Source organism: Variovorax sp. S12S4 (assembly GCF_023195515.1).
In the GTDB taxonomy this organism is placed as follows: Bacteria; Pseudomonadota; Gammaproteobacteria; order Burkholderiales; family Burkholderiaceae_C; genus Variovorax.
Window position 1 is genome coordinate 1,478,216 of record NZ_JALPKR020000002.1, and the last position, 19,723, is coordinate 1,497,938.

Annotated in this window: 18 protein-coding genes and 2 pseudogenes; 10 read left to right on the top strand and 10 right to left on the bottom strand. The window is 66.5% G+C overall.

Features of this window, described 5'->3' with window-relative positions:
* Positions 1–62: 62 nt before the first annotated feature.
* Positions 63–572 carry an Lrp/AsnC family transcriptional regulator gene (locus M0765_RS07630; RefSeq protein ID WP_258502910.1) on the bottom strand — a complete coding sequence of 170 codons (510 nt, stop codon included), beginning with the start codon at positions 570–572 and terminating at the stop codon, positions 63–65.
* A gap of 135 nt (positions 573–707) precedes the next feature.
* Between M0765_RS07630 and M0765_RS07635 the strand changes: the two genes are divergently transcribed.
* Positions 708–1,724 carry a 1-aminocyclopropane-1-carboxylate deaminase gene (locus M0765_RS07635; RefSeq protein WP_258502912.1) on the top strand — a complete coding sequence of 339 codons (1,017 nt, stop codon included), beginning with the start codon at positions 708–710 and terminating at the stop codon, positions 1,722–1,724.
* 6 nt (positions 1,725–1,730) lie between these two features.
* On the opposite strand, the gene pyk is transcribed toward M0765_RS07635, so the two are convergent.
* The 3 genes and pseudogenes from pyk to M0765_RS07650 all read right to left on the bottom strand — a co-directional run bounded on the left by pyk (position 1,731) and on the right by M0765_RS07650 (position 5,453).
* Positions 1,731–3,179 carry a pyruvate kinase gene (gene pyk, locus M0765_RS07640; protein ID WP_258502914.1) on the bottom strand — a complete coding sequence of 483 codons (1,449 nt, stop codon included), beginning with the start codon at positions 3,177–3,179 and terminating at the stop codon, positions 1,731–1,733.
* An 84-nt stretch (positions 3,180–3,263) separates the two neighbouring features.
* Positions 3,264–4,455, bottom strand: a pseudogene (locus M0765_RS07645) (phosphoglycerate kinase).
* Positions 4,456–4,514: 59 nt separating this feature from the next.
* Positions 4,515–5,453, bottom strand: coding sequence for a LysR family transcriptional regulator (locus tag M0765_RS07650; RefSeq protein ID WP_258502916.1), 939 nt, complete (start codon positions 5,451–5,453; stop codon positions 4,515–4,517).
* Between the two features lie 88 nt (positions 5,454–5,541).
* Between M0765_RS07650 and M0765_RS07655 the strand changes: the two genes are divergently transcribed.
* From M0765_RS07655 to M0765_RS07675, 6 genes and pseudogenes are all read left to right on the top strand, one after another.
* A complete protein-coding gene (locus M0765_RS07655; protein WP_258502917.1) occupies positions 5,542–6,102 on the top strand; it encodes a VOC family protein in 561 nt (186 codons plus the stop codon).
* A pseudogene (locus M0765_RS29180) lies at positions 6,095–7,215 on the top strand (alpha/beta hydrolase family protein). The gene M0765_RS07655 and the pseudogene M0765_RS29180 overlap by 8 nt, the downstream one beginning before the upstream one ends.
* A 7-nt stretch (positions 7,216–7,222) precedes the next feature.
* Positions 7,223–8,872 carry an FAD-dependent oxidoreductase gene (locus M0765_RS07660; protein ID WP_258508174.1) on the top strand — a complete coding sequence of 550 codons (1,650 nt, stop codon included), beginning with the start codon at positions 7,223–7,225 and terminating at the stop codon, positions 8,870–8,872.
* Positions 8,869–9,072 carry a DUF2783 domain-containing protein gene (locus M0765_RS07665; protein WP_258502918.1) on the top strand — a complete coding sequence of 68 codons (204 nt, stop codon included), beginning with the start codon at positions 8,869–8,871 and terminating at the stop codon, positions 9,070–9,072. The genes M0765_RS07660 and M0765_RS07665 overlap by 4 nt, the downstream gene beginning before the upstream one ends.
* Positions 9,069–10,046 carry an MBL fold metallo-hydrolase gene (locus tag M0765_RS07670; protein ID WP_258502919.1) on the top strand — a complete coding sequence of 326 codons (978 nt, stop codon included), beginning with the start codon at positions 9,069–9,071 and terminating at the stop codon, positions 10,044–10,046. The genes M0765_RS07665 and M0765_RS07670 overlap by 4 nt, the downstream gene beginning before the upstream one ends.
* 62 nt (positions 10,047–10,108) lie before the next feature.
* Positions 10,109–11,062 carry a Bug family tripartite tricarboxylate transporter substrate binding protein gene (locus M0765_RS07675; RefSeq protein WP_258508175.1) on the top strand — a complete coding sequence of 318 codons (954 nt, stop codon included), beginning with the start codon at positions 10,109–10,111 and terminating at the stop codon, positions 11,060–11,062.
* Positions 11,063–11,077: 15 nt separating this feature from the next.
* On the opposite strand, the gene M0765_RS07680 is transcribed toward M0765_RS07675, so the two are convergent.
* The 5 genes from M0765_RS07680 to def are packed head-to-tail and all read right to left on the bottom strand — an operon-like array spanning position 11,078 to position 14,121.
* A complete protein-coding gene (locus tag M0765_RS07680) occupies positions 11,078–11,416 on the bottom strand; it encodes an AzlD domain-containing protein (RefSeq protein WP_258502920.1) in 339 nt (112 codons plus the stop codon).
* Positions 11,413–12,153, bottom strand: a complete 741-nt coding sequence (locus tag M0765_RS07685) for an AzlC family ABC transporter permease (RefSeq protein WP_258502921.1) — start codon at positions 12,151–12,153, stop codon at positions 11,413–11,415. The genes M0765_RS07680 and M0765_RS07685 overlap by 4 nt, the downstream gene beginning before the upstream one ends.
* Entirely contained in the window at positions 12,153–13,106 is a 954-nt protein-coding gene (gene fmt, locus M0765_RS07690; protein ID WP_258502922.1) for a methionyl-tRNA formyltransferase, read from the bottom strand. The genes M0765_RS07685 and fmt overlap by 1 nt, the downstream gene beginning before the upstream one ends.
* Positions 13,103–13,597 carry a hypothetical protein gene (locus M0765_RS07695; RefSeq protein ID WP_258502923.1) on the bottom strand — a complete coding sequence of 165 codons (495 nt, stop codon included), beginning with the start codon at positions 13,595–13,597 and terminating at the stop codon, positions 13,103–13,105. The genes fmt and M0765_RS07695 overlap by 4 nt, the downstream gene beginning before the upstream one ends.
* A 2-nt stretch (positions 13,598–13,599) precedes the next feature.
* Entirely contained in the window at positions 13,600–14,121 is a 522-nt protein-coding gene (gene def, locus M0765_RS07700) for a peptide deformylase (RefSeq protein WP_258502924.1), read from the bottom strand.
* Between the two features lie 161 nt (positions 14,122–14,282).
* Here def and M0765_RS07705 point away from each other — a divergent pair, with 161 nt between their 5' ends.
* The 3 genes from M0765_RS07705 to M0765_RS07715 all read left to right on the top strand — a co-directional run bounded on the left by M0765_RS07705 (position 14,283) and on the right by M0765_RS07715 (position 17,272).
* The gene (locus tag M0765_RS07705; RefSeq protein ID WP_258502925.1) at positions 14,283–15,497 is read left to right on the top strand and encodes a LysM peptidoglycan-binding domain-containing protein; all 1,215 of its coding nucleotides are present in this window, start codon (positions 14,283–14,285) and stop codon (positions 15,495–15,497) included.
* Between the two features lie 30 nt (positions 15,498–15,527).
* Positions 15,528–16,673, top strand: a complete 1,146-nt coding sequence (dprA, locus tag M0765_RS07710; RefSeq protein WP_258502926.1) for a DNA-processing protein DprA — start codon at positions 15,528–15,530, stop codon at positions 16,671–16,673.
* Between the two features lie 80 nt (positions 16,674–16,753).
* Positions 16,754–17,272, top strand: a complete 519-nt coding sequence (locus M0765_RS07715; protein ID WP_126748578.1) for a DUF494 family protein — start codon at positions 16,754–16,756, stop codon at positions 17,270–17,272.
* A 4-nt stretch (positions 17,273–17,276) separates the two neighbouring features.
* On the opposite strand, the gene M0765_RS07720 is transcribed toward M0765_RS07715, so the two are convergent.
* Entirely contained in the window at positions 17,277–19,667 is a 2,391-nt protein-coding gene (locus M0765_RS07720) for a DUF1631 domain-containing protein (RefSeq protein WP_258502929.1), read from the bottom strand.
* Positions 19,668–19,723: the final 56 nt, after the last annotated feature.

Consider the following 19,723-nt stretch of genomic DNA (forward strand, 5'->3'; position numbering starts at 1 on the left):
CCCTTGTGGGACGGCACTGACAGGTACCTCAGGGGAAATGGGCCGTACCGTGGCGGGCGCCCCTAGATCGGCAATTGCGTGGTCGACAGCACCTGCTTGAGCACCACGAAAGTCCGGATCTGCCGCACGCCCGGCAAATACAGCAGCTGCTCCGCGTGCAGGCGGTTGAAGCTGTCGTTGTCGCGCGTGCGCACGAGCATGAAGTAGTCGAACTCGCCCGTGACTACGTGGCATTCGAGGCAGCCGGACACCTTTTGCGCCGCCTTTTCGAAGTCGGCAAACGAGTCGGGCGTGGAGCGGTCGAGCACCACGCCGATCATCACCAGCATCCCGAGCTCCAGCGCGTCGGCATCGAGCAGCGCCACGATGCCCTTGATGAGCCCGGCGGCCTTGAGCCGCTCCACGCGGCGCAGGCAGGCGGGCGCGCTGAGGTTGACCTTGGCGGCCAGCGCCACGTTCGACACCGAGGCGTCGCGCTGCAGGGCGCGAAGGATGGCGCGATCGGTGCGATCTAGCTCTGCCGCCGCCTCGGCCGCCTGTGCCGGCGCGGCACGCAACTTTGTTTTGCTCATCTTTGTCTTGGCGAACCAAAAATCTCTGATCGCCCGATCTTGTCTTTTTTACGCCGTAATTCCACCAAAGTTTGCAAGCACGTTTCGGCGGCTTCTTCCTACCATCGATGGCATCCCTTTTCTGGAGCAGCACCGATGAATCTCAAGAAATTCCCCCGCCACGCACTCACCTTCGGCCCCACGCCGATTCACCCGCTCAAGCGCCTGAGCGCTCACTTGGGCGGCGAGGTCGAGCTCTACGCCAAGCGCGAGGACTGCAACAGCGGCCTGGCCTTCGGCGGCAACAAGACGCGCAAGCTCGAGTACCTGATTCCCGAGGCGCTCGAAGGCGGCTACGACACGCTGGTGTCGATCGGCGGCATCCAGTCGAACCAGACCCGGCAGGTGGCGGCCGTGGCCGCGCACCTGGGCCTGAAATGCGTGCTGGTGCAGGAGAACTGGGTCAACTATTCCGATGCGGTGTACGACCGCGTCGGCAACATCGAGATGTCACGCATCATGGGCGCCGACGTGCGCCTCGATGCTGCGGGCTTCGACATCGGCATTCGCAAGAGCTGGGAAGAGGCCATGGCCGACGTGCGCAAGGCCGGCGGCAAGCCTTTTCCCATTCCGGCCGGCTGCTCGGAGCATCCGCGCGGCGGCCTGGGATTCGTGGGCTTCGCTGAAGAAGTGCGGCAGCAGGAGGCCGAACTGGGCTTCAAGTTCGACTACATCGTGACCTGCTCGGTCACGGGCAGCACGCAGGCCGGCATGGTGGTGGGCTTCGCGGCCGATGGCCGAGCCGACCGAGTGATCGGCATCGACGCCTCGGCCAAGCCGCAGCAGACCTTCGAGCAGATCGTGCGCATTGCCAAGGGCACGGCCGAATTGGTGGAGCTGGGCCGCGACATCACCGAGAAAGACGTGGTGCTCGACCGCCGCTTCGGCGGCCCCGAATACGGCCTGCCCAACGAAGGCACGCTGGAAGCGATTCGCCTCTGCGCGCGCCTCGAAGGCATGCTGACCGACCCTGTGTACGAGGGCAAGTCGATGCACGGAATGATCGAGAAAGTGCGCTTGGGCGAATTCCCGGCCGGCTCGAAGGTGCTGTACGCGCACCTGGGCGGCGTGCCCGCGCTGAACGCCTACAGCTTCCTGTTCAGGAACGGCTGAGCGGACTCAGCTCGCGCGGCAGATCTTCAGCATGTTGGTGCCGCCCGGGGCACCCATCGGCTCGCCGCAGGTGATCGCGTAGACGTCGCCGGTCTGCACGATGCCGCGCTTCTTCAGGTGGGCTTCGGCCTGCTCGAGCGCGGTGTCACGGTCGCTTTCGGAATCCATCAGCAGCGGGCGCACGTTGCGGTAGAGCGCCATGCGGCGCTGCGTGGCAAGGCGCGAGGTCAGCGCGTACATCGGAATGTGCGCGCGGTGGCGGCTCATCCACAGCGGCGTGGAGCCCGACTCGGTGAGCGCCACGATCGCCTTGGCGCCCAGGTGGTGCGCCGTGAACAGTGCGCCCATGGCAATCGACTGGTCGATGCGGCTGTAGGTCTTGCCGCTGAAGTCGGCGTCAAGGGTCTTGTCTTCGGCCGATTCGGCGGCTTCGCAGATGCGGCTCATCTCCTGCACGGTTTCGAGCGGGTAGCGGCCCGAGGCGGTTTCGGCCGAGAGCATCACCGCGTCGGTGCCGTCGAGCACGGCGTTGGCCACGTCGCTCACTTCGGCGCGGGTGGGCACGGGGTTGGTGATCATCGACTCCATCATCTGGGTCGCGGTGATCACCACCTTGTCCATGTCGCGCGCCATGCGGATCATTTTTTTCTGCAGCGCGGGCACGGCGGCGTTGCCGACTTCAACCGCCAGGTCCCCGCGCGCCACCATGATGCCGTCGCTCGCGCGCAGGATTTCTTCCAGCTTGGGAATGGCTTCGGCGCGCTCGATCTTGGCGATGAGCCCGGGCTTGTGCCCGTACGCGGCCGCGGCCACGTTGCACAGCTGGCGCGCCATTTCCATGTCGGTGGCGTTCTTCGGAAAGCTCACCGCCACGTAGTCGGCCTGGAAGCTCATCGCGGTCTTGATGTCTTCCATGTCCTTGGCGGTGAGCGCCGGCGCCGTGAGGCCGCCGCCCTGCTTGTTGATGCCCTTGTTGTTGGAGAGCTCGCCGCCCAGCTTGACGGTGGTGTGCACCGCCTCGCCCCGCACCGCGTCGACCGTGAGCACGATGAGGCCGTCGTTCAGCAGCAGCCGGTCGCCGGGGCGCACGTCGCGCGGCAGGTCCTTGTAGTCGAGGCCGACGGCATCGGCATCGCCCGGCTCGGTGCGCGAGGCGTCCAGCACGAACTTGGCGCCCGGCTCGAGCCAGACCTTGCCCTGCGCGAACTTGCCGACGCGGATCTTGGGGCCTTGCAGGTCGGCCATGATCGCCACTTCGCGGCCGATCTTGCGGGCGGCCTCTCGCACCATGGCGGCGCGGTCGATGTGGTCTTGCGCCGTGCCGTGGCTGAAGTTGAGCCGCACCACGCTGACCTTGTTCAGGATCATCTGTTCCAGCAGCTCGGGCGTATTGGAAGCCGGGCCGAGCGTGGCGACGATCTTGGTGGCGTGGCGGGGAAGGCGATCCGTGATCATTGAGCTTGTCTCCATTTTGTATCCGCTACTGTATACACTTTGTGTGACAACAGGAAGCGGGCACCGCGGCGCGGGCGCGAAAAATCAGCCCGCAGCACGCTTGGCAAGGATTTCGAAGGCCGGGAGGGTCTTGCCCTCGAGCACCTCGAGGAAGGCGCCGCCGCCGGTCGAGATGTAGCCGACCTGCTTCTCGATGCCGTACTTGGCAATGGCCGCGAGCGTGTCGCCGCCGCCTGCGATCGAGAAGGCGCTGCTCTCGGCAATGGCCTGCGCAATGGCCTTGGTGCCGCCCGCGAAGGCGTCGAACTCGAATACGCCCACCGGGCCGTTCCAGACGATGGTGCCGGCTTCGCGCAGCTGCGCCGCAAGGATCTCGGCGGTCTTCGGACCGATGTCCAGGATCAGGTCGTCATCGGCCACGTTGCTCGCGTCTTTTACCGTGGCGGGCGCGTCGGCCGCAAAGGTCTTGGCCGTGACCACATCCACCGGAATCGGCACGTCGGCGCCGCGCGCGCATGGATTCGATCACTTCCTTGGCTTGGTCGACGAGGTCGGGCTCGGCCAGCGACTTGCCGATCTTGAGGCCGGCCGCGAGCATGAAGGTGTTGGCAATGCCGCCACCGACGATCAACTGGTCGACGTTGGCCGACAGGCTCTTGAGGATGGTGAGCTTGGTGCTCACCTTGGAACCCGCCACGATGGCCACCAGCGGCCGCTTGGGCAGAGCCAGCGCCTTCGAGATGGCGTCGAGCTCGGCTGCGAGCAGCGGGCCGGCCGCGGCCACCTTGGCGAACTGCGCGATGCCGTAGGTGGTGGCTTCGGCGCGGTGCGCGGTACCGAAGGCGTCGTTCACGTAGATGTCGGTGAGGGCCGCGAGCTTGCGGGCCAGCGCTTCGTCGTTCTTCTTCTCGCCCTTGTTGACGCGGCAGTTCTCGAGCAGAACGACCTGGCCGGGCTTCACGTCGACACCGTCGACCCAGTTGGCTACCACCGGAACCTCTCGGCCCAGCAGCTCGCCCAGGCGCTTGGCCACGGGGGCGAGCGAGTCTTCGGGCTTGAACTCGCCTTCGGTCGGGCGGCCCAGGTGCGAGGTGACCATGACGGCGGCGCCGGCGTCGAGCGCCAGCTGGATGCAGGGCACCGAGGCGCGAATGCGCGTGTCTTCGGTGATGTTGCCTGAGTCGTCCTGCGGCACATTGAGGTCGGCACGGATGAAGACGCGCTGGCCGGCGGCCTTGCCCTGCGCGCAGAGGTCGGTGAATCGAATGACGTTCATGGTCTGTGTTTCGTGGAAGACAAGTCGCCTTGCATTGTAGGTTTCGCTCAGCGGCAGCTCTACACGCCTCTTGCGGCGTTCCGATGCTTTGCGTCAACCTTTCGGCTGCGCCCTGGCGAAGCGTTCGAGCACTTCGACAAAGCTCGCCGCAGCCGGCGACAGGGCGCGCGCGCGGCGCTGTAGATGCAGACCTCGCGGTGGAAATCGGGCGACTCCAGCCGCACCATCTGCAGGCCGTGGGCACGCACGAGCGATGCGGAATAGGTCGGGCATACGGTAAGCCCCAGCCCCGAGGCCACCATGCCGAGCGCGGTGGTCATGTACGACACCTCCTGGGTGCCCGGGCGCAGCATGTAGTCGCGCTCCGCCGGGCCCAGTTCGGGCAGCACGCGCTGGCGAAAGTCGCGCGTGGGGGCAATGAAGGTGTACGGCCCGAGCTCATGCCAGCGCACCTTGCGGCGCCTGGCAAAGGCGTGGTCCGGCGGACAGATCAGCCAGTGCCTGTCGCGCAGCAGCGTGCGGCGTTCGATCGCGCCGTCAACGGCCACGTCCTGCCCTACAGCGAGTTCGACATCGCCGGCCGCAACGCCGGCGAGCAGGTGTTCGGGCAAGGTATCGGCAAGGCGAACGTCGACATCGGGGTACGCCTCGCGATAAAGAGCAATCACCCGCGGCATCAGTGTGCAGGCCATCAGCTGGGGCGCTGCAAGGCGCAACACTCCTTTCTTCTTGTCACGCAAATCCGTCACGCCGGCCACCGCGCTCGTCAGGTCGCCGAGCAACCGGTGCACGGAAGGCAGGAACTCGCGGCCCGCTTCTGAAAGCTGCACCCGCCGGGTATGACGGTCAAGCAATTTCACGCCGATTTCGCGCTCGAGTTCGCGCACCAGCACGCTGAGCGCCGATTGCGTGAGATGCAGTTGCTGCGCCGCAGCAGTAAAGCTGCCGGTCTCGGCCACCGCAGCGAAGGCGCGCAACTGGCGCAAGGTCAGATTCATATGTCTATTTCATCAATCGATGAATTAATTTCGATTGCATCATAAGACGCGGCGTCGCCCAATAACGGCTCACCGGAGACAAGAAGCCATGCCCACGACCGACCACACGGCGCCCCCACCCGCCCCACCAGTGCGTGGACTGCACCACTTTGCCTGGCGCTGCCGCGACAGCGAGGAGACCCGCCGCTTCTACGAAGACCTGCTGGGCCTGCCGCTCGCGCACGTGATCAAGAGCGACCACGTGCCGAGCACGGGCGAGTACTGCCCCTACGTGCACATCTTTTTCCAGATGCGCGACGGTTCGTACATCGCCTTCTTCGACCTGGGCGACGACATCGCCGCGCTGCCTTCACCCAACACCCCCGCGTGGGTGAACCACATCGCGCTGCGGGTGGACTCGGTGAGCGACCTGCTCGCCGCCAAGGCGCGGCTGGAGAACGCCGGCGTTGAAGTGCTGGGCGTGACCGACCACCACATCATCGAATCGATCTACTTCTTCGACCCCAACGGCATTCGCGTGGAGCTGACCACGCCGACCGTGCCGCAGGCCGAGATGGAAGCGCATGTGCTGCGCGCCCGTGCGGATCTCGACGCGTGGACCGTGCGCAAGGCCGCGCTGCGCGCAGCGAAAGGCATGGCAAATGTCTGAGCGGCAACTCGCCGTCATCGACGTGAAGCCTGGTGCGGCAATGGAAAGCCAGTCGGGCCTGCAAATGCTGCGCCCGCGCATCTACGGAGCTTTTCGCGCGCCGCAGGGTCCGAAGAAGATCGCGGCCATCGTGATGCACCCGACCAGCAACTTCATGGGCCACTACCTCATCGGCCCGCTGGCCGAGCGCGGCATCTGCTGCATGGGCCTGAACTCGCGCTATGTGGGCAACGACACGGTGCTGCTGATGGAGCGCGCCATCCAGGACCTGGGGGCCGGCGTGCAGTACCTGCGCGCGGCCGGCTACGAGAAGGTGTTCCTGGTCGGCAACTCGGGCGGCGCGGCACTCGCCAGCTTCTACCAGGCGCAGGCCGAGAAGCTCACTGCCACGCACCTGCCAGACGGCGACCCGACGCACCTGCACCCGAGCGATCTGCCGCCTGTGGACGGCATCGCGCTGTGCGCGGCGCACCTGGGCCGCACGCGCCTGATGCGCGACTGGATCGATCCGTCCGTGACCGACGAGCACGACCCGCTTTCGGTAGACCCCGAGCTCGACATGTACGACCCGCGCCACCGCGTGCCCTACGAACCCGAATTTCTCGAGCGCTTCAGCGCGGCGCAGAAGGCACGGCTGGACCGCATCGAGCAGTGGTGCGTCGACCGGCTCGCGCTGCTGCGCAGCAGACCGGGCGCGCCGCGCGACCAGACCTTCATCGTCTACCGCACGCACGCCGACCCGCGCTGCGTGGATCTTTCGCTCGATGCCAACGACCGGCTGCCGGGCAGCGTATGGGGCGATGCGCGGCAGGTGAACTACTCGGCCAACGCGATGGGGCGCACCACCTCGCTCACGGCGTTTCTTTCGCAGTGGTCGTCGCGTTCGCAGGCGGACGGGCCCACCAACCTCGGACGTACTTCCGTGCCGAAACTGCTGCTCACCTACACGGGCGACCAGTCAACCTTTCCGAGCACACGGGACGCGTGGATGGCCGCCGGTGGATCACGCATCCGCAATGTCGACATCGTGGGGGCAACCACTATCTCGCAGGACAGCCCGATCTGGTTCCTAAGGCGGCGGATGCAATTGCCGAATTTGCCCACGCGCTGTAGACCGGACATGGAAACCTTTGCATTTGCGCCAGCCTACGAGCTGCCGAGCTGGCCTTTCACACCGCCGCCCGAAATGGGCGGCACGAAGATCGTTCGCCACCCGATCGTGATCGTCGGCGCTGGGCCTTCGGGCCTCACGTTGGCCTGCGACCTGGCACAGCGCGGCGTGCGCGCCGTGCTGCTCGACGAGGACGACACCGTTGGGGTGCGCGGCGCCTCGTCGCGCGGTATTTGCTATGCGCAAAAGAGCCTGGAGATCTTCGAGCGCCTGGGCATCTACGAGCGCATGGCCGCCAAGGGCATCACCTGGTCATTCGGGCGCACCTTCTCGGGCGAGCAGGAGGTCTACAACTTCAACCTGCAGGCGAACAGCGTCTCCAGGCAGCCGCCTTTCATCAACCTGCAGCAGTTCTACGTCGAATGGTTCCTGGTCGAGCGCATCCTCGAGCTCGGGCTGACCGACGTGCGCTGGAAGAACCGCGTCAGCAGCGTCGAGCAGTTGCACGACGGCGTGCGCATCGAGGTCGAGACGCCCGCCGGCCGCTACACGATCGAGGCCGACTGGCTGATCGACGCCACCGGCGCCAATAGCCCGATCCGCGCAAAGCTGGGCATCGATGCACACTCGTCGCGCAGCACCGATCGCTGGTGCATCAGCGACGTGCGCTTCAAGAAGCCGCTGCCCACCGAGCGCTGGACCTGGGTCGACGCGCCCTTCAATGAAGGCCGCGGCGTGTGGCAGCACCTGATGGCCGACGGCGTGTGGCGCATCGACTACCAGATGCCCGAGGACTGCGACACGAGCTACATCAGCAAGCCCGAAGTGGCCGGCGCGCGGCTGCGCGAACAGCTGGGGCCGGGCGTGGAGTTCGAGTTCGTGTGGATCGGACCTTACGGCTACCGCGACCACCTGCTCGACAGCTTTCGCCATGGCAACGTGTTCTTCATCGGCGATGCCGCGCATGTGGTGAGCCCGTTCGGCGCGCGCGGCGGCAACAGCGGCATCCAGGACGCGGCGAACCTCGGCTGGAAGCTGGCGCTCGTTGCGCAAGGGCAGGCGAGCGATGCGCTGCTCGACAGCTACGACGCCGAACGCCAGCCCGCCGCGCAAGAGAACCTGCGGGTGACGAGCCGCTCGGCGCGCTTCCTCGCACCGCGTTCGCCGGCCGAGCACACGCTGCGCCGCGCCGTGGTGTCGCTGGCCGCGCGCCATCCGTTTGCGCGGGCGCTGGTGAACACGGGCCGCATGTCGGTTGCGAACGACTATCCACCCGCGCCGCAATTGCCTGAAGGCGGGCGCAGCGTGCAGAACCTGCCGCTGCGCTGGGCCGACGGAAGCGAGACGACGCTGATGCAGCTTCTGGCCGATGGCACCCAGTGCATCGGTCTGTGGCTGGCGCCGACACGCACCGAGGCCACGGCGGCGATGAAAGCGACCGCATCGTTGCCGCTGCGCCTGCTGGCCATCGGCGGCGACAGCGGCTTGCCGACGCTGCAGGTCGACGACCGGCTCACGAACCACCTTGGCCTGCGCGACGCGGGCAGCCTGGTGCTCGTGCGCCCCGACGCCTACCGCGCCGCGACGTTGACGAATGCCTCGTCCGCGGCCATTGCCGACGCGCTGCGCACAGCCCTTGCCCGGAACACCAACTCATGATCACCGAGCCCCGCATCCCCAATCCGGACGGCTTCTACGCCGCCCTGCTCGCAGCGCACGAAGGCCTGGGCGAAGCGCAGAGCGCCGACCTCAACGCCCGCCTCGTGCTGCTGCTGGCCAACCAGTGCGGCGACCAGGCCGTGCTGCTCGACTGCATCCGTGCAGCGGCCGAAGACCCTACGACCATTCAAGCCCCATGAACGCCAACGTCTCCTTCGCTTCCGCCTCCGACACACGCGAGCAGCAACCGCAACTGCGTGAGCTCGCGCCCGGCGTGTACGGCTACATCAGCGACTTCGATCCGAACTGCGGCTTCGTGGTCGGCGACGAGCAGGTGGTGCTGATCGACACCCGGCCCACGCCGCGCATGGCCCGCGACTTTCTCGCCGCCATTCGCACGGTGACCGACAAGCCGATCAAGACCATCGTACTCACGCACTACCACGCGGTGCGCGTGATGGGTGCAAGCGCGTTCGACGAGGTCGAGGCCATCATCGCGAGCAACGGCACGCTCGACTGGATCCGCACGCGCGGACAGGCCGACTTCGATTCGGAGGTCGGGCGTTTTCCGCGCCTGTTCGCGGGGGTGGAAGAAATTCCGGGCCTCACTTTTCCGACGATGAGCTTCGAGCGCGAGATGAGCCTGTGGCTCGGTCCACGACCCGGCCTGGGCCGTGAGTTGCGCCTGATGGCACTGGGCCGCGGCCATTCGAGCGGCGACACGGTCGCGTGGCTCCCCGACTGCGGCGTGCTGTTCTCAGGCGACGTGGTGGAGAACCACTGCGGCGTGTACGCGGGCGATGCCTACATCGGCGACTGGGCCGGCACGCTCGACGCGGTGCGGGCATTGAAGCCGCGCGTGCTGGTGCCCGGACGCGGCGCCGTGCTGCAAGACGAAGCCGCCTGCGCCGAAGCCATCGGCCTCACCCAGGCTTTTCTTGGCACCCTGCTCGACAGTGTGAAAGCCGGCATTGCCGCGGGCGAAACGCTCAAGGGCTGCTTCGCGCGCGCAGAAGCTGCGATGACCCCGCGCTTCGGCGCATGGCCGGTGTTCCAGCACGTGCTGCCCTTCGACGTGTCGCGCGCCTATGACGAACTGCGCGGTATCGAACACCCCGTGGTGTGGACGGCCGAGCGCGACCGCGAGCTCTGGCAGACGCTGCGCGGGGACTGACCCACTACCGATTTCAAAACAAGCAACGGAGACACGAACGATGAAACGATTTTTTTCCCCTGCTGGCCGCAACCCTCGCGCTGGCCGCCGCGCCTTTTGCATCCGCTCAACAGGCGGGTTACCCGAGCCAACCCGTCAAATGGATCGTGCCCTACGTGGCAGGCGGCGGCACCGACAACCTGGCGCGCGCGCTGGCCGAGGCCATGCAGCCTTCGCTCGGGCAGCCGCTCATCATCGACAACCGGCCGGGCGCATCCACCAACATCGGCGTGTCGGTGCTGATGCAGGCCAAGCCCGACGGCTACACGATCATGCAGGCCGAAAACGCGGCGCTGCTTTTCAACGAGCACATGTTCGCCAAGCTGCCCTACAAGCCTGCGAGCGACTTCACCTACATCGGCACCATCGGCCGCTTTCCGGTGGCGCTGGTGGTGCACCCGGACTTTCCCGCGAAGAACGTGGCCGAGTTCGTGCGCTACGTAAAGGCCAACCCCGAGAAGGTGAGCTACGCGTCGCCCGGCAACGGCTCGCCGCACCACATGGCGATGGAGCTCTTCAAGCAGAAGGCCGGTATCAGCATCACGCATGTGCCGTACAAGGGCGCCGCACCCGCCATGACCGACCTGATGGGCGGGCAGGTGCCGACGATGATGCTCGACCTCGCTTCAGGCCTGCCGATCATCAAGGCGGGCAAGGTGCGGGTGCTGGCGATTGCGCTGCCGCAGCGTGCGGGCGCGCTGCCCGAAGTGCCGACCTTCGTCGAGGCCGGGTTCAGCGACGTGAACGCCTATGCCTTCCACGGCCTGATCGGCCCGGCCGGCATGCCGCCGGAAGCGGTCGGGCGCATCAACAGCGAGCTGCAGAAGGCGATGAAGGCACCCAAGGTGGTGAAGCTGTTTGCGGATTTCGGCTTCGAGCCGCTGCCGGGCACGCCGCAGGAGTTCTACAAACTGTCGCGGGCGGAGAGCGAGCGCTGGGGCAAGATCATCCAGGCCGCGGGCGTGAAGCTGGACTAGAGAAAGTGCCGCCGGCTACCAGCCGAGCCACAGGTGCAGTGGCAGGTACACCGCCATGCCCGCCAGCATCGTGCCGAGCACCCCGCGCCGCCAGTAGTAATAAGCGGCGCCAACCACCGTGGCGTACAGGCGTGCATCGTGCAGCGTGGTGATCAGGTGGCCCTGGGTCATCACGATCTCCGGCGCGATCACGCCTGCCAATGCCGCGGCCGGCGCATAGTGCAGCGCGCGGTGCGCCCAGTCGGGCAAGCCCCAGGGGCGGTCGAGAATGAAGAAGAAGCACCGCGTGAGCACGGTGACCCCGGCCAGTCCGACGATGATTGCGAGCGTCCAGAAATCGGTGGTGGCGCTCATTTGTTGTCTTCCGCATCCGGGTCGAGCCCGAGCTGCTTCTCGAGCCAGAAGCACAGCAGCACCGCCGTGCCGATGGCCACCACGATGTTGAGCTTGAGCGGCAGCGCATAGGCCGCCACCGCGGTAACGCTGGCAATCAGCGCGGCCAGCATGCGCAGCGGCGTGGTCGCCATCGAGCAGACGATGGCCACCAGGCTCAGCACGCCCGCAAAACCGAGGCCCCAGTTCTGCGGAATGAAGTTGGCCAGCGCAATGCCCAGAAGGCTCATGCCCATCCACGAGCACCAGGTCACGAAGTAGTTGCCGGTGAGATAGGCCTCCTGCGCCTTCTGCTCGTCGGGCCCGACCGGCGGCGACGTATACCGCCGGGTGAAGAGCGCATAGCTCAGGTCGGCGGTGAGATAGCCGTGTGTCATGCGGCGCCAGCGCGGCATGTGCATGAGGTATGGCCGAAGGTGCAGGCTGAAGACCACGAAGCGCAGGTTGACGCAAAAGCCGGTGGCCAATATCACCCAGGCCGGCGCGCCTGCGAACAGCAGCGGAATGGCGGCGAGCTGCGAACTGCCGGCGTAGACCAGCAGCGTCATTGCCACGGATTCCAGCACGCTCATGTTCGACTTGACCATGGCAACGCCGGTCATGAGGCCCCAGGCGCCGATGCCCAGAGCGGCCGAGGACATGTCGCGGATGCCGGCGCGGAATTCTGGGCGGCGGCGGATGGCTGCGGACAGGAACATCAGCCGAACACCTGCCCGGGCTTCAGGTCGAAGCCGCGCAGGAAATCGGCCACGGCCAGGCGCTTGCCGCCGGGACGCTGGAGTTCGGTGACCATCACGATCGAGCCGGCCGCGGCCACCGCAACGCCCGCGTCGGTAACAGCGAGGATGGTGCCGGGTGCGGCCGATTGTTCGGCGGGCGCGGCGTAGGCGGCCCAGAGCTTGATGGTTTCTCCATCGAGCACGCTGTTGGCACCGGGAAAAGGATCGAACGCGCGAATGCGCCGCACGATGGCGTCGGCAGGCTGGTTCCAGTCGACCTGCGCTTCGTGCTTTTCGACCTTGTTGGCGTAGGTCACGCCTTCGGCAGGCTGCGGGGTGCGCGCCAGGTTGCCGATACGGGCCAGCGCCTCGACGATCATGCGGCCGCCGAGTTCGGCCAGCCGGTCGTGCAGGCGGGCGGTGCTGTCGTTGCCGATATCCACCGACTCGCGCAGCAGCATGTCGCCCGTGTCCAGGCCGGCGTCCATCTGCATGATGGTGATGCCGGTTTGCGTGTCGCCGGCTTCAATGGCGCGGTGGATCGGCGCCGCACCGCGCCAGCGCGGCAGCAGGCTGGCATGGATGTTGAGGCAGCCGAACTTCGGCAGGTCGAGCACCCATTGCGGCAGGATGAGCCCATAGGCCGCAACCACCATCACATCGGGATTTGCCGCCAGAAGGGCCTCGCGCGCGGCCGAAGCGTCTTCGGGGTACTTGCCGTCGAGCCGCAGGCTGCGCGGCTGCGCCACGGGCCAGTGGTTGGCCACGGCACATTGCTTGACGGGAGAGGCCTGCAGCTTCATGCCGCGCCCGGCGGGTCGGTCGGGCTGGCTCAGCACCAGCACCACTTCATGTCCGGCCGCGGCAATGGCCTCGAGCGCGACGCGCGCAAACTCGGGCGTGCCCGCAAAAACGACCTTGAGCGGGTTCAATCCCGGATCCGATCGAGTTCGAGGTCATCCCCCGTGTGATAGCGGCGAACCACGCCGGTGGGGTCGATATAGATATAGAGCATGCGGCGCTCGTTCACGGCCTTGTAGCGCCAGGTCCAGACGGTGCCGTCGAAAGAACTGACGCGGCTGATTTCATAGGGCCGGCCATAGAAGGCGACCACGTCGTTCTGGCGCCATCGGTCGACCTTGATGTCGTGGCCGAAGCGCGCCTCGTTGAGCACCTGCGTCACGGAAATCACCTTGCCGGAGGCATCGACGTCGATGTCGATCACCTCGTAGCCGGCCGGCATCCGCGAATACTGCAGGCGCTCGCCGCCGCCGGTGAGCGGGTAGCGGCCCGTCGGAGGCCCCAGGCGCTGCAGGGTTTCGGCCGCCGTGGTGCCCGGCACGATGCGCGTCGGTTCGCTGGCGCAGCCGGCCAGCAGCAGCGCGGCGGCGACGATAAAAGCACTCGGCCAGGCAAGGCGCATCCTCAGGCCCTGCCTTCCCTGGCCTCTTCGCGCTGCTGCTTGAGCAGCTTGCTCTTGATACGGTTGCGCTTGAGCGGCGACAGGTATTCGACGAACACCTTGCCCAGCAGGTGGTCGAGCTCATGCTGGATGCACACGGCGAGCAGGCCTTCGGCCTCGATGGTGCGCAGCTCGCCGTTTTCGTCCAGCGCCTGCACCTTGACCGACGTGGAGCGCATCACGCCGTCGTAGATGCCGGGCACCGAGAGGCAACCCTCTTCGTTCAGCACCTTTTCGTCGCTTGCCCAGATAATTTCGGGGTTGATGAGCACCAGCGGCTCGTTGCGCTCTTCGGAAACGTCGATGACGACCAGGCGCTCGTGCACGTCGACCTGGGTGGCGGCCAGCCCGATGCCGTTGGCGTCGTACATGGTCTCCAGCATGTCGGCAACCAAGGCCTTGATGCGTGCATCGACGCCCTGTACCGGCTTGGCAACCGTGTGCAGTCGCTTGTCCGGGTAACTCAGAATGATTCGTTTGGCCATGAAAAACGGGAAAAGTTGTGGCTATTTTCGCCAATTCCGCGACGCGATGAGCTCGGATCGCCTGAAAACGTTGCCCTTTAAAGGGCTTCGGGCGCAGAATTCGTAGCAAATTGTGAGATTCGTATGCGCGCCGATACTTTGATGCGCTCACCCATCCAGACATGAAAAAGCTCCGAACCCCTGTCCGCCAGCGCACGCATCTTTTCGCCACGTTGGCAGCCCTTGCGGTAATCAGCGGTGGCACGACGGCCTGGGCTCAGAACTACCCCGTCACTCCGCAGCAACGCGCCACGGCACAGCAAACCGCCCAGAACGGCGTTCCGCTGAGCGAACTGGCGGCCAGCGCACCTGACGAATACACGGTCAAGCCCGGCGATACGCTCTGGGCCATTTCGCGCCTCTACCTGTTGCGCCCCTGGCGCTGGCCGGAACTGTGGGGCATGAACATCAACGAGATCGCGAACCCGCACCGCATCTACCCGGGCCAGGTTCTCTACCTGGACAAGACGGGCGGCCGCGCGCGCCTCACCATGCGCCGCGGCTCGGGCGGCAGCGCAGACGGCGGCACCATCAAGCTGTCGCCGCGCACGCGCTTCGATTCGCTGGCCGGCATGGCGCTGCCCACGCTCAACCCGAGCATCATCGAGCCGTTCCTGAGCGAGCCGATCGTGGTGGACGCCGACACGCTGCAAAGCGCGCCGCGCATCGTGGCCGGCAACGACAGCCGGGTGCTGCTGTCGCGCGGCGACCGTGCCTATGCGCGCGGCAATGCCGATACGCCGTTGCTCGAAACGCCGGGCCCGCTGAAGAACTTCCGTGTGTTCCGCAGCGCCACGCCGCTCAAGGACCCGGGAACCGGTGAAATCCTCGGCTACGAGGCGCAGTACCTGGGCAAGGCCCAGCTCCAGCGCGGCGAATCGACCACGGTCGAGACCCAGAAGGACAAGGACGTCATCACGGTGGTGCCGGCCAGCATCGACATCATCGCGGCACGCGAGGAAATCCGCGCCGGCGACCGCCTGCTGCCCGAGCCGCCGCGCCAGCTGCTGAGCTACGCGCCGCGCGCGCCCTCCACGCAGGTCGAAGGCCGCATCATCTCGGTCTACGGCAATGCGGTTCAGTTTGCGGCGCAGAACCAGGTGGTGGCCATCAACAAGGGCACGCGCGACGGCGTCGACAGCGGCCACGTGCTGGCCATCCTGAAGAACGGCGAAACCATTCTCGACCGCACTGGCGAACGCAAGGAAACGATCAAGCTTCCGAACGAACGCATCGGCCTGCTGATGGTGTTCCGCCCGTTCGAAAAGGTGTCGTACGCGCTGGTGCTCGAAATCACCGACACCCCGCGCGCCGGCGACTTCCTCGTCAATCCCTGACGCCTTCACGCTTTCCATTTTTCGCTTCGTTTGGAACGCGCAGAACTCGCAGGCTGGTTGCGGCTTTCACTGACGCCGGGCATCGGCGACGGCGCCGCACGCAAGCTTCTTGCGGCCTTCGGGCTGCCCGAGAGCATTTTTGCGCAGCCCGCCGCGGCGCTCCGGCAGGTGGTGTCCCAGGCGCAGGCCGACGCCTTGCAGCAGCCGCCCAACGGCCTTCAGGCGCAAATCGACTTGACCTGGCAGTGGCTGCAATCCGGCCCGGATGACGGCACCGCCCGCCGTATCGTGACGCTGGGCGATGCGGGCTATCCGGCGTCGCTGCTCGAAATGGTCGACCCGCCGCTGATGCTCTATGTGCTGGGCGCAGCGGACTTCGACCTGACACAGCTCACCAACAGCATTGCGGTAGTGGGCAGCCGTAACCCCACGCCGCAGGGTGCCGCGAATGCGCGCGCCTTTGCACGGGCGCTGGGCGACGCGGGCTTGCCGGTGATTTCGGGGCTGGCGCTCGGCGTGGACGGCGCCGCGCACCAGGGCGCGCTTGACGCGGCCGGCGATGCGCCCCGGCTCGCGACCGTGGCCATCGTGGGGACCGGCCTCGACCGCGTCTACCCGGCCCGGCACCGCGACCTGGCGCACCGCATCACGCAGCACGGACTGATCGTGAGCGAGCTGCCGCTCGGCACGCCTCCGCTCACGCAGAACTTTCCGAAGCGCAACCGCCTCATTGCCGGCCTGGCACGCGGCACGCTGGTGGTGGAGGCCGCGCTCCAGTCGGGTTCGCTGATCACGGCTCGCCTGACCTCGGAACAGGGCAAGGAAGTGTTCGCCATTCCGGGCTCGATCCATTCGCCGCAATCGCGGGGCTGCCACGCGCTGATCCGCCAGGGTGCAAAGCTGGTCGAGTCCGTCAACGACATCATCGAAGAACTGCCCGACCTGCGCGCAGCCAGCGCGAATGCGGGTCTTTTCGGCGATGCGGGCGCCTCCTCTTCAGCCGCTGAAAATCCGCTGCTCGAGGCCTTGGGCTTCGATCCGGTGAACCTCGACGCCCTCAGCGCACGCACCGGCTGGAGCGCCGCCGAGCTGCAGGCCAAGATGCTCGAGCTCGAACTCGACGGCCATGTGGCGCGCCTGCCCGGCGGGCTGTTCCAGAGAACGGCGGCGGCTTAGTATTTTTCTCCCCCCAAAAAGGAGGGAAGAAGTGACATGAAGCCCGGGAGCTCGCAACAAGCTTCGGCTATATTGGGCTCATGTTCGAAGTGCTTGTTTTTGTCTACGAAAACTATTGGCGCGGCGATGCCTGCCCCGAACCCGGACAACTGGGCCGCAAGCTCAGTGCCCACGGCTTCGAGGCAGAAGAGATCCGCGATGCGCTGCACTGGCTTGACGGCCTGAGCCTTGCAACCCAAGGCATGCAACTCGAGCGAAGCGCCGATGACGACGCCATTGCCACCGTCACGCTGCGGGGCGCCCCCGAAGCCGCGCTGCCCCAGTCGAGCAATGCCATGCGGGTGTATTCCCAGGCCGAACAGGAGCACCTGGGCGCCGACTGCCTTGGCTTCATCCGCTTTCTCGAGTCGTCGAACGTGCTGTCTTGCGGTTTGCGCGAAATCGTCATCGAACGCGCCATGGCCGCACCGGGCGACCCGGTTGCGCTCGACGAACTCAAGATCATCGTGCTGATGGTGCACTGGAGCACCGGCATCGAGCCCGACGCGCTGGTGCTCGACGAACTCTGCGAAAGCCGCGAGGGCCGCATCGCGCACTAGCCGGCTAGTTCAGCAGGCGCTCCGGGTTGGCGTCGAGCTTGGCGAGCGCCTCGCGCGTGGCGCGCACCGTGAGTGTTTCTTCCTCGGCCGGTACCAACAGGCCGGCTTGCAGGTAGTTGGCCAGCCGGCCGACCTGGATGAGAAAGCTGCGGCCGTCGGCCGAAGCGAACAGGTGCAGCTGCTTGCGGTCGCTGCGCCAGACGAATTGAACCTGGCTCACGCGGTCGTTGTGGTCGAGCATGAACCAGTTGCCCACCTGGAGTTCGTGTGCCCACTCCAGCATGTCTTCGGCCACAACGGCGCCGGAGGTATCGGGCACCACCTCGATCGAGGCCGCATCCACGCCGAGCAGCAGCTCGATGCTGTTCGCGTCGAGCGGCAGGTTGGAGGCGCCGCCTTCGTCGCTCACAAAGTCTTCCAGGTGCGCCAGGCGCTCGGCCATGGCCTCGATCTTGGCGGCGGGAATGGCCTCGGTCTTCGACAGGAAGGCATCGGACAAGGTCGCGCCGATGGTCTTGATGTGGGCTTCCTGGGGCTCGTCGATGATGCCCAGCAGGTTCATGCCCAGGCGCAGTCGCTGAAGCAGCTGCGGCAGGTCCTGGATCACGCGGGCGCGGTCGGCGCGGTTGGGCTTGGCGCTCGCGGCCCACACCAGTTCGGAGGCGACGCGCTTGAGCATGACCGTCTGCTCGCCCTGGGCGCCGTAGCGCAGTGCGGCAATGGCCAGCACCTCGGCCCAGACCTTGAAGAGAAACTCGCGGATCTCGTCGCGCACCGGCATGTCGTTGAGCATCTTGCGCAGCTCGATGGTGTACTGGATCGCCATCGTTTCCTTCTGCTCGACCTGCTGCGCCACGCTCATGACACGCTGGGTGGTGTCGCTTTGCGTGAGATAGCGCCCGAGGAACGCGACGAACTCGTCGAACACCAGCTTGAAAACGCGCTGCCCGGTCTCGGGGTATTGCTCGATCACCTGCACCACGCGGCGAATTTCGCCTTCGAGCGCACTGCCCGAAATGGCCGCGGCATCGAAGCCCATCACGCAAGAGCCCATGCGGTCGATCAGCATGCGCGCCGGATGCTGCAGGGTGCCGAAGAACTCGGGCTCGGCAATGGCCACGCGCAGCACGGGCATCTGCAGCCGCGCAAACCACACGCGGGCCGAGAAAGGAATGCGCTCCTCCGCGAGGATGGCCTGGAACATGAGCGCCACGATCTCGACGGTGGCCTTGTCGGCCGTAGTGGGCGCGCGCTTCTTGATCTCGGCGCTGCGCCGACGCAGATCGACCGACGCCTGCTGGAGCATGGTGGCCTGGTCGCCGGGGCTGTTCTGCATGTACTGCGTGGCGGCCATCCTGTAGGCGGCTTCGGCATCGGCGATCACGGCTGCAAAGGTGTTGGAAACGGCCCGCGAAGTGCCGCCACCCCCGCCGGCGCCGCCCGCGGGCGCGCTGCCGTCCGTTCCGGCGACCGACTGCGGCGACGAAGACATGGTGGACTGCATGTCTGCCGCACCGATGCGGGCGGCGACAAAGCGCTTGAGGCTGAGCAACGCCGTTTGCGCGCGCTGGCGGGCAAGCAGCAGCGGCGAGCCGCCGGTCGTTGCGAGCGGCACCGACGGCGCAAAGCCCCGCGCTTGCGGCGGCGCTTCCGACGAGCCATGGCGCGAGGCGGCACCCGGAGCCTGGCTGGCACCGCCGCCGGCATATGGCGACCCGGGCACCGTCGCCGGTCCGCTGGAGCCGCCGGTTCGGCGCACGAAATTCTTGAGATCGATCTCCTCCATCACGCCCTTGGAGACCAGGAACGCGTTGGCGTCTTCGTAGGCCTTGACGACCGCGCCGACCAGGAGCTGCTGCACGGTGTCCTGCACGCGGGCCCAGAGCGCGCGGCTCAAGCCGGCCGCCAGCCACTGGTCCACCAGCAGCTTGGACAGCGCTTCGGGCCTGAGCACGTCATGGGCGTCCAGCTCGGTGGTGCCTTCGAGGTGCTGGATGCGCAGCCGCAGGTCGCTGAGTTCGAAGCTCGCTTTTTCCTGGATCGCCTGCGCGAGGCGGGACGACAGGATGTTGCTTTCCATCACGTCGTCGCCGATCAGTTCGAGCCGCAGCCCGCCTGTGGACGATGCGCCGGCCGCCGCACCCGGCGTGTTCACCGACTTGCGCCAGCTGGTCTGGGCCAGCGAAACCCATTGCGTGGCCTGCCCCTGGAATGCCACGAAATCGTCACGGCTTTCCTGCATGGCGCGCGCGCTGCCGACTTCCGAAGCCTGCCTGGTCAGGCGGTCCCGGATGGCCTGCGCCAGGGGAACGATGACGCTCCCGGTCGCCAGCACGAAACGCTCACGCGTCTCGCGTGCGAGCTGCAAGGAAGAGGCGGACCGCGCAATACTCATTGAAAGATCGGGAAGGCCGGTGAAGCTCTATTCGGCAACAGCCGAGAGCTTGCATC

What these genes read in the sequence shown, in the direction of transcription:
- M0765_RS07630 (WP_258502910.1), bottom strand. Translation starts at nt 572, where the DNA reads ATGAGCAAAACAAAGTTGCGTGCCGCGCCGGCACAGGCGGCCGAGGCG.
- M0765_RS07635 (WP_258502912.1), top strand. Translation starts at nt 708, where the DNA reads ATGAATCTCAAGAAATTCCCCCGCCACGCACTCACCTTCGGCCCCACG.
- pyk (WP_258502914.1), bottom strand. Translation starts at nt 3,179, where the DNA reads ATGATCACGGATCGCCTTCCCCGCCACGCCACCAAGATCGTCGCCACG.
- M0765_RS07650 (WP_258502916.1), bottom strand. Translation starts at nt 5,453, where the DNA reads ATGAATCTGACCTTGCGCCAGTTGCGCGCCTTCGCTGCGGTGGCCGAG.
- M0765_RS07655 (WP_258502917.1), top strand. Translation starts at nt 5,542, where the DNA reads ATGCCCACGACCGACCACACGGCGCCCCCACCCGCCCCACCAGTGCGT.
- M0765_RS07660 (WP_258508174.1), top strand. Translation starts at nt 7,223, where the DNA reads ATGGAAACCTTTGCATTTGCGCCAGCCTACGAGCTGCCGAGCTGGCCT.
- M0765_RS07665 (WP_258502918.1), top strand. Translation starts at nt 8,869, where the DNA reads ATGATCACCGAGCCCCGCATCCCCAATCCGGACGGCTTCTACGCCGCC.
- M0765_RS07670 (WP_258502919.1), top strand. Translation starts at nt 9,069, where the DNA reads ATGAACGCCAACGTCTCCTTCGCTTCCGCCTCCGACACACGCGAGCAG.
- M0765_RS07680 (WP_258502920.1), bottom strand. Translation starts at nt 11,416, where the DNA reads ATGAGCGCCACCACCGATTTCTGGACGCTCGCAATCATCGTCGGACTG.
- M0765_RS07685 (WP_258502921.1), bottom strand. Translation starts at nt 12,153, where the DNA reads ATGTTCCTGTCCGCAGCCATCCGCCGCCGCCCAGAATTCCGCGCCGGC.
- M0765_RS07695 (WP_258502923.1), bottom strand. Translation starts at nt 13,597, where the DNA reads ATGCGCCTTGCCTGGCCGAGTGCTTTTATCGTCGCCGCCGCGCTGCTG.
- def (WP_258502924.1), bottom strand. Translation starts at nt 14,121, where the DNA reads ATGGCCAAACGAATCATTCTGAGTTACCCGGACAAGCGACTGCACACG.
- M0765_RS07705 (WP_258502925.1), top strand. Translation starts at nt 14,283, where the DNA reads ATGAAAAAGCTCCGAACCCCTGTCCGCCAGCGCACGCATCTTTTCGCC.
- M0765_RS07715 (WP_126748578.1), top strand. Translation starts at nt 16,754, where the DNA reads ATGTTCGAAGTGCTTGTTTTTGTCTACGAAAACTATTGGCGCGGCGAT.
- M0765_RS07720 (WP_258502929.1), bottom strand. Translation starts at nt 19,667, where the DNA reads ATGAGTATTGCGCGGTCCGCCTCTTCCTTGCAGCTCGCACGCGAGACG.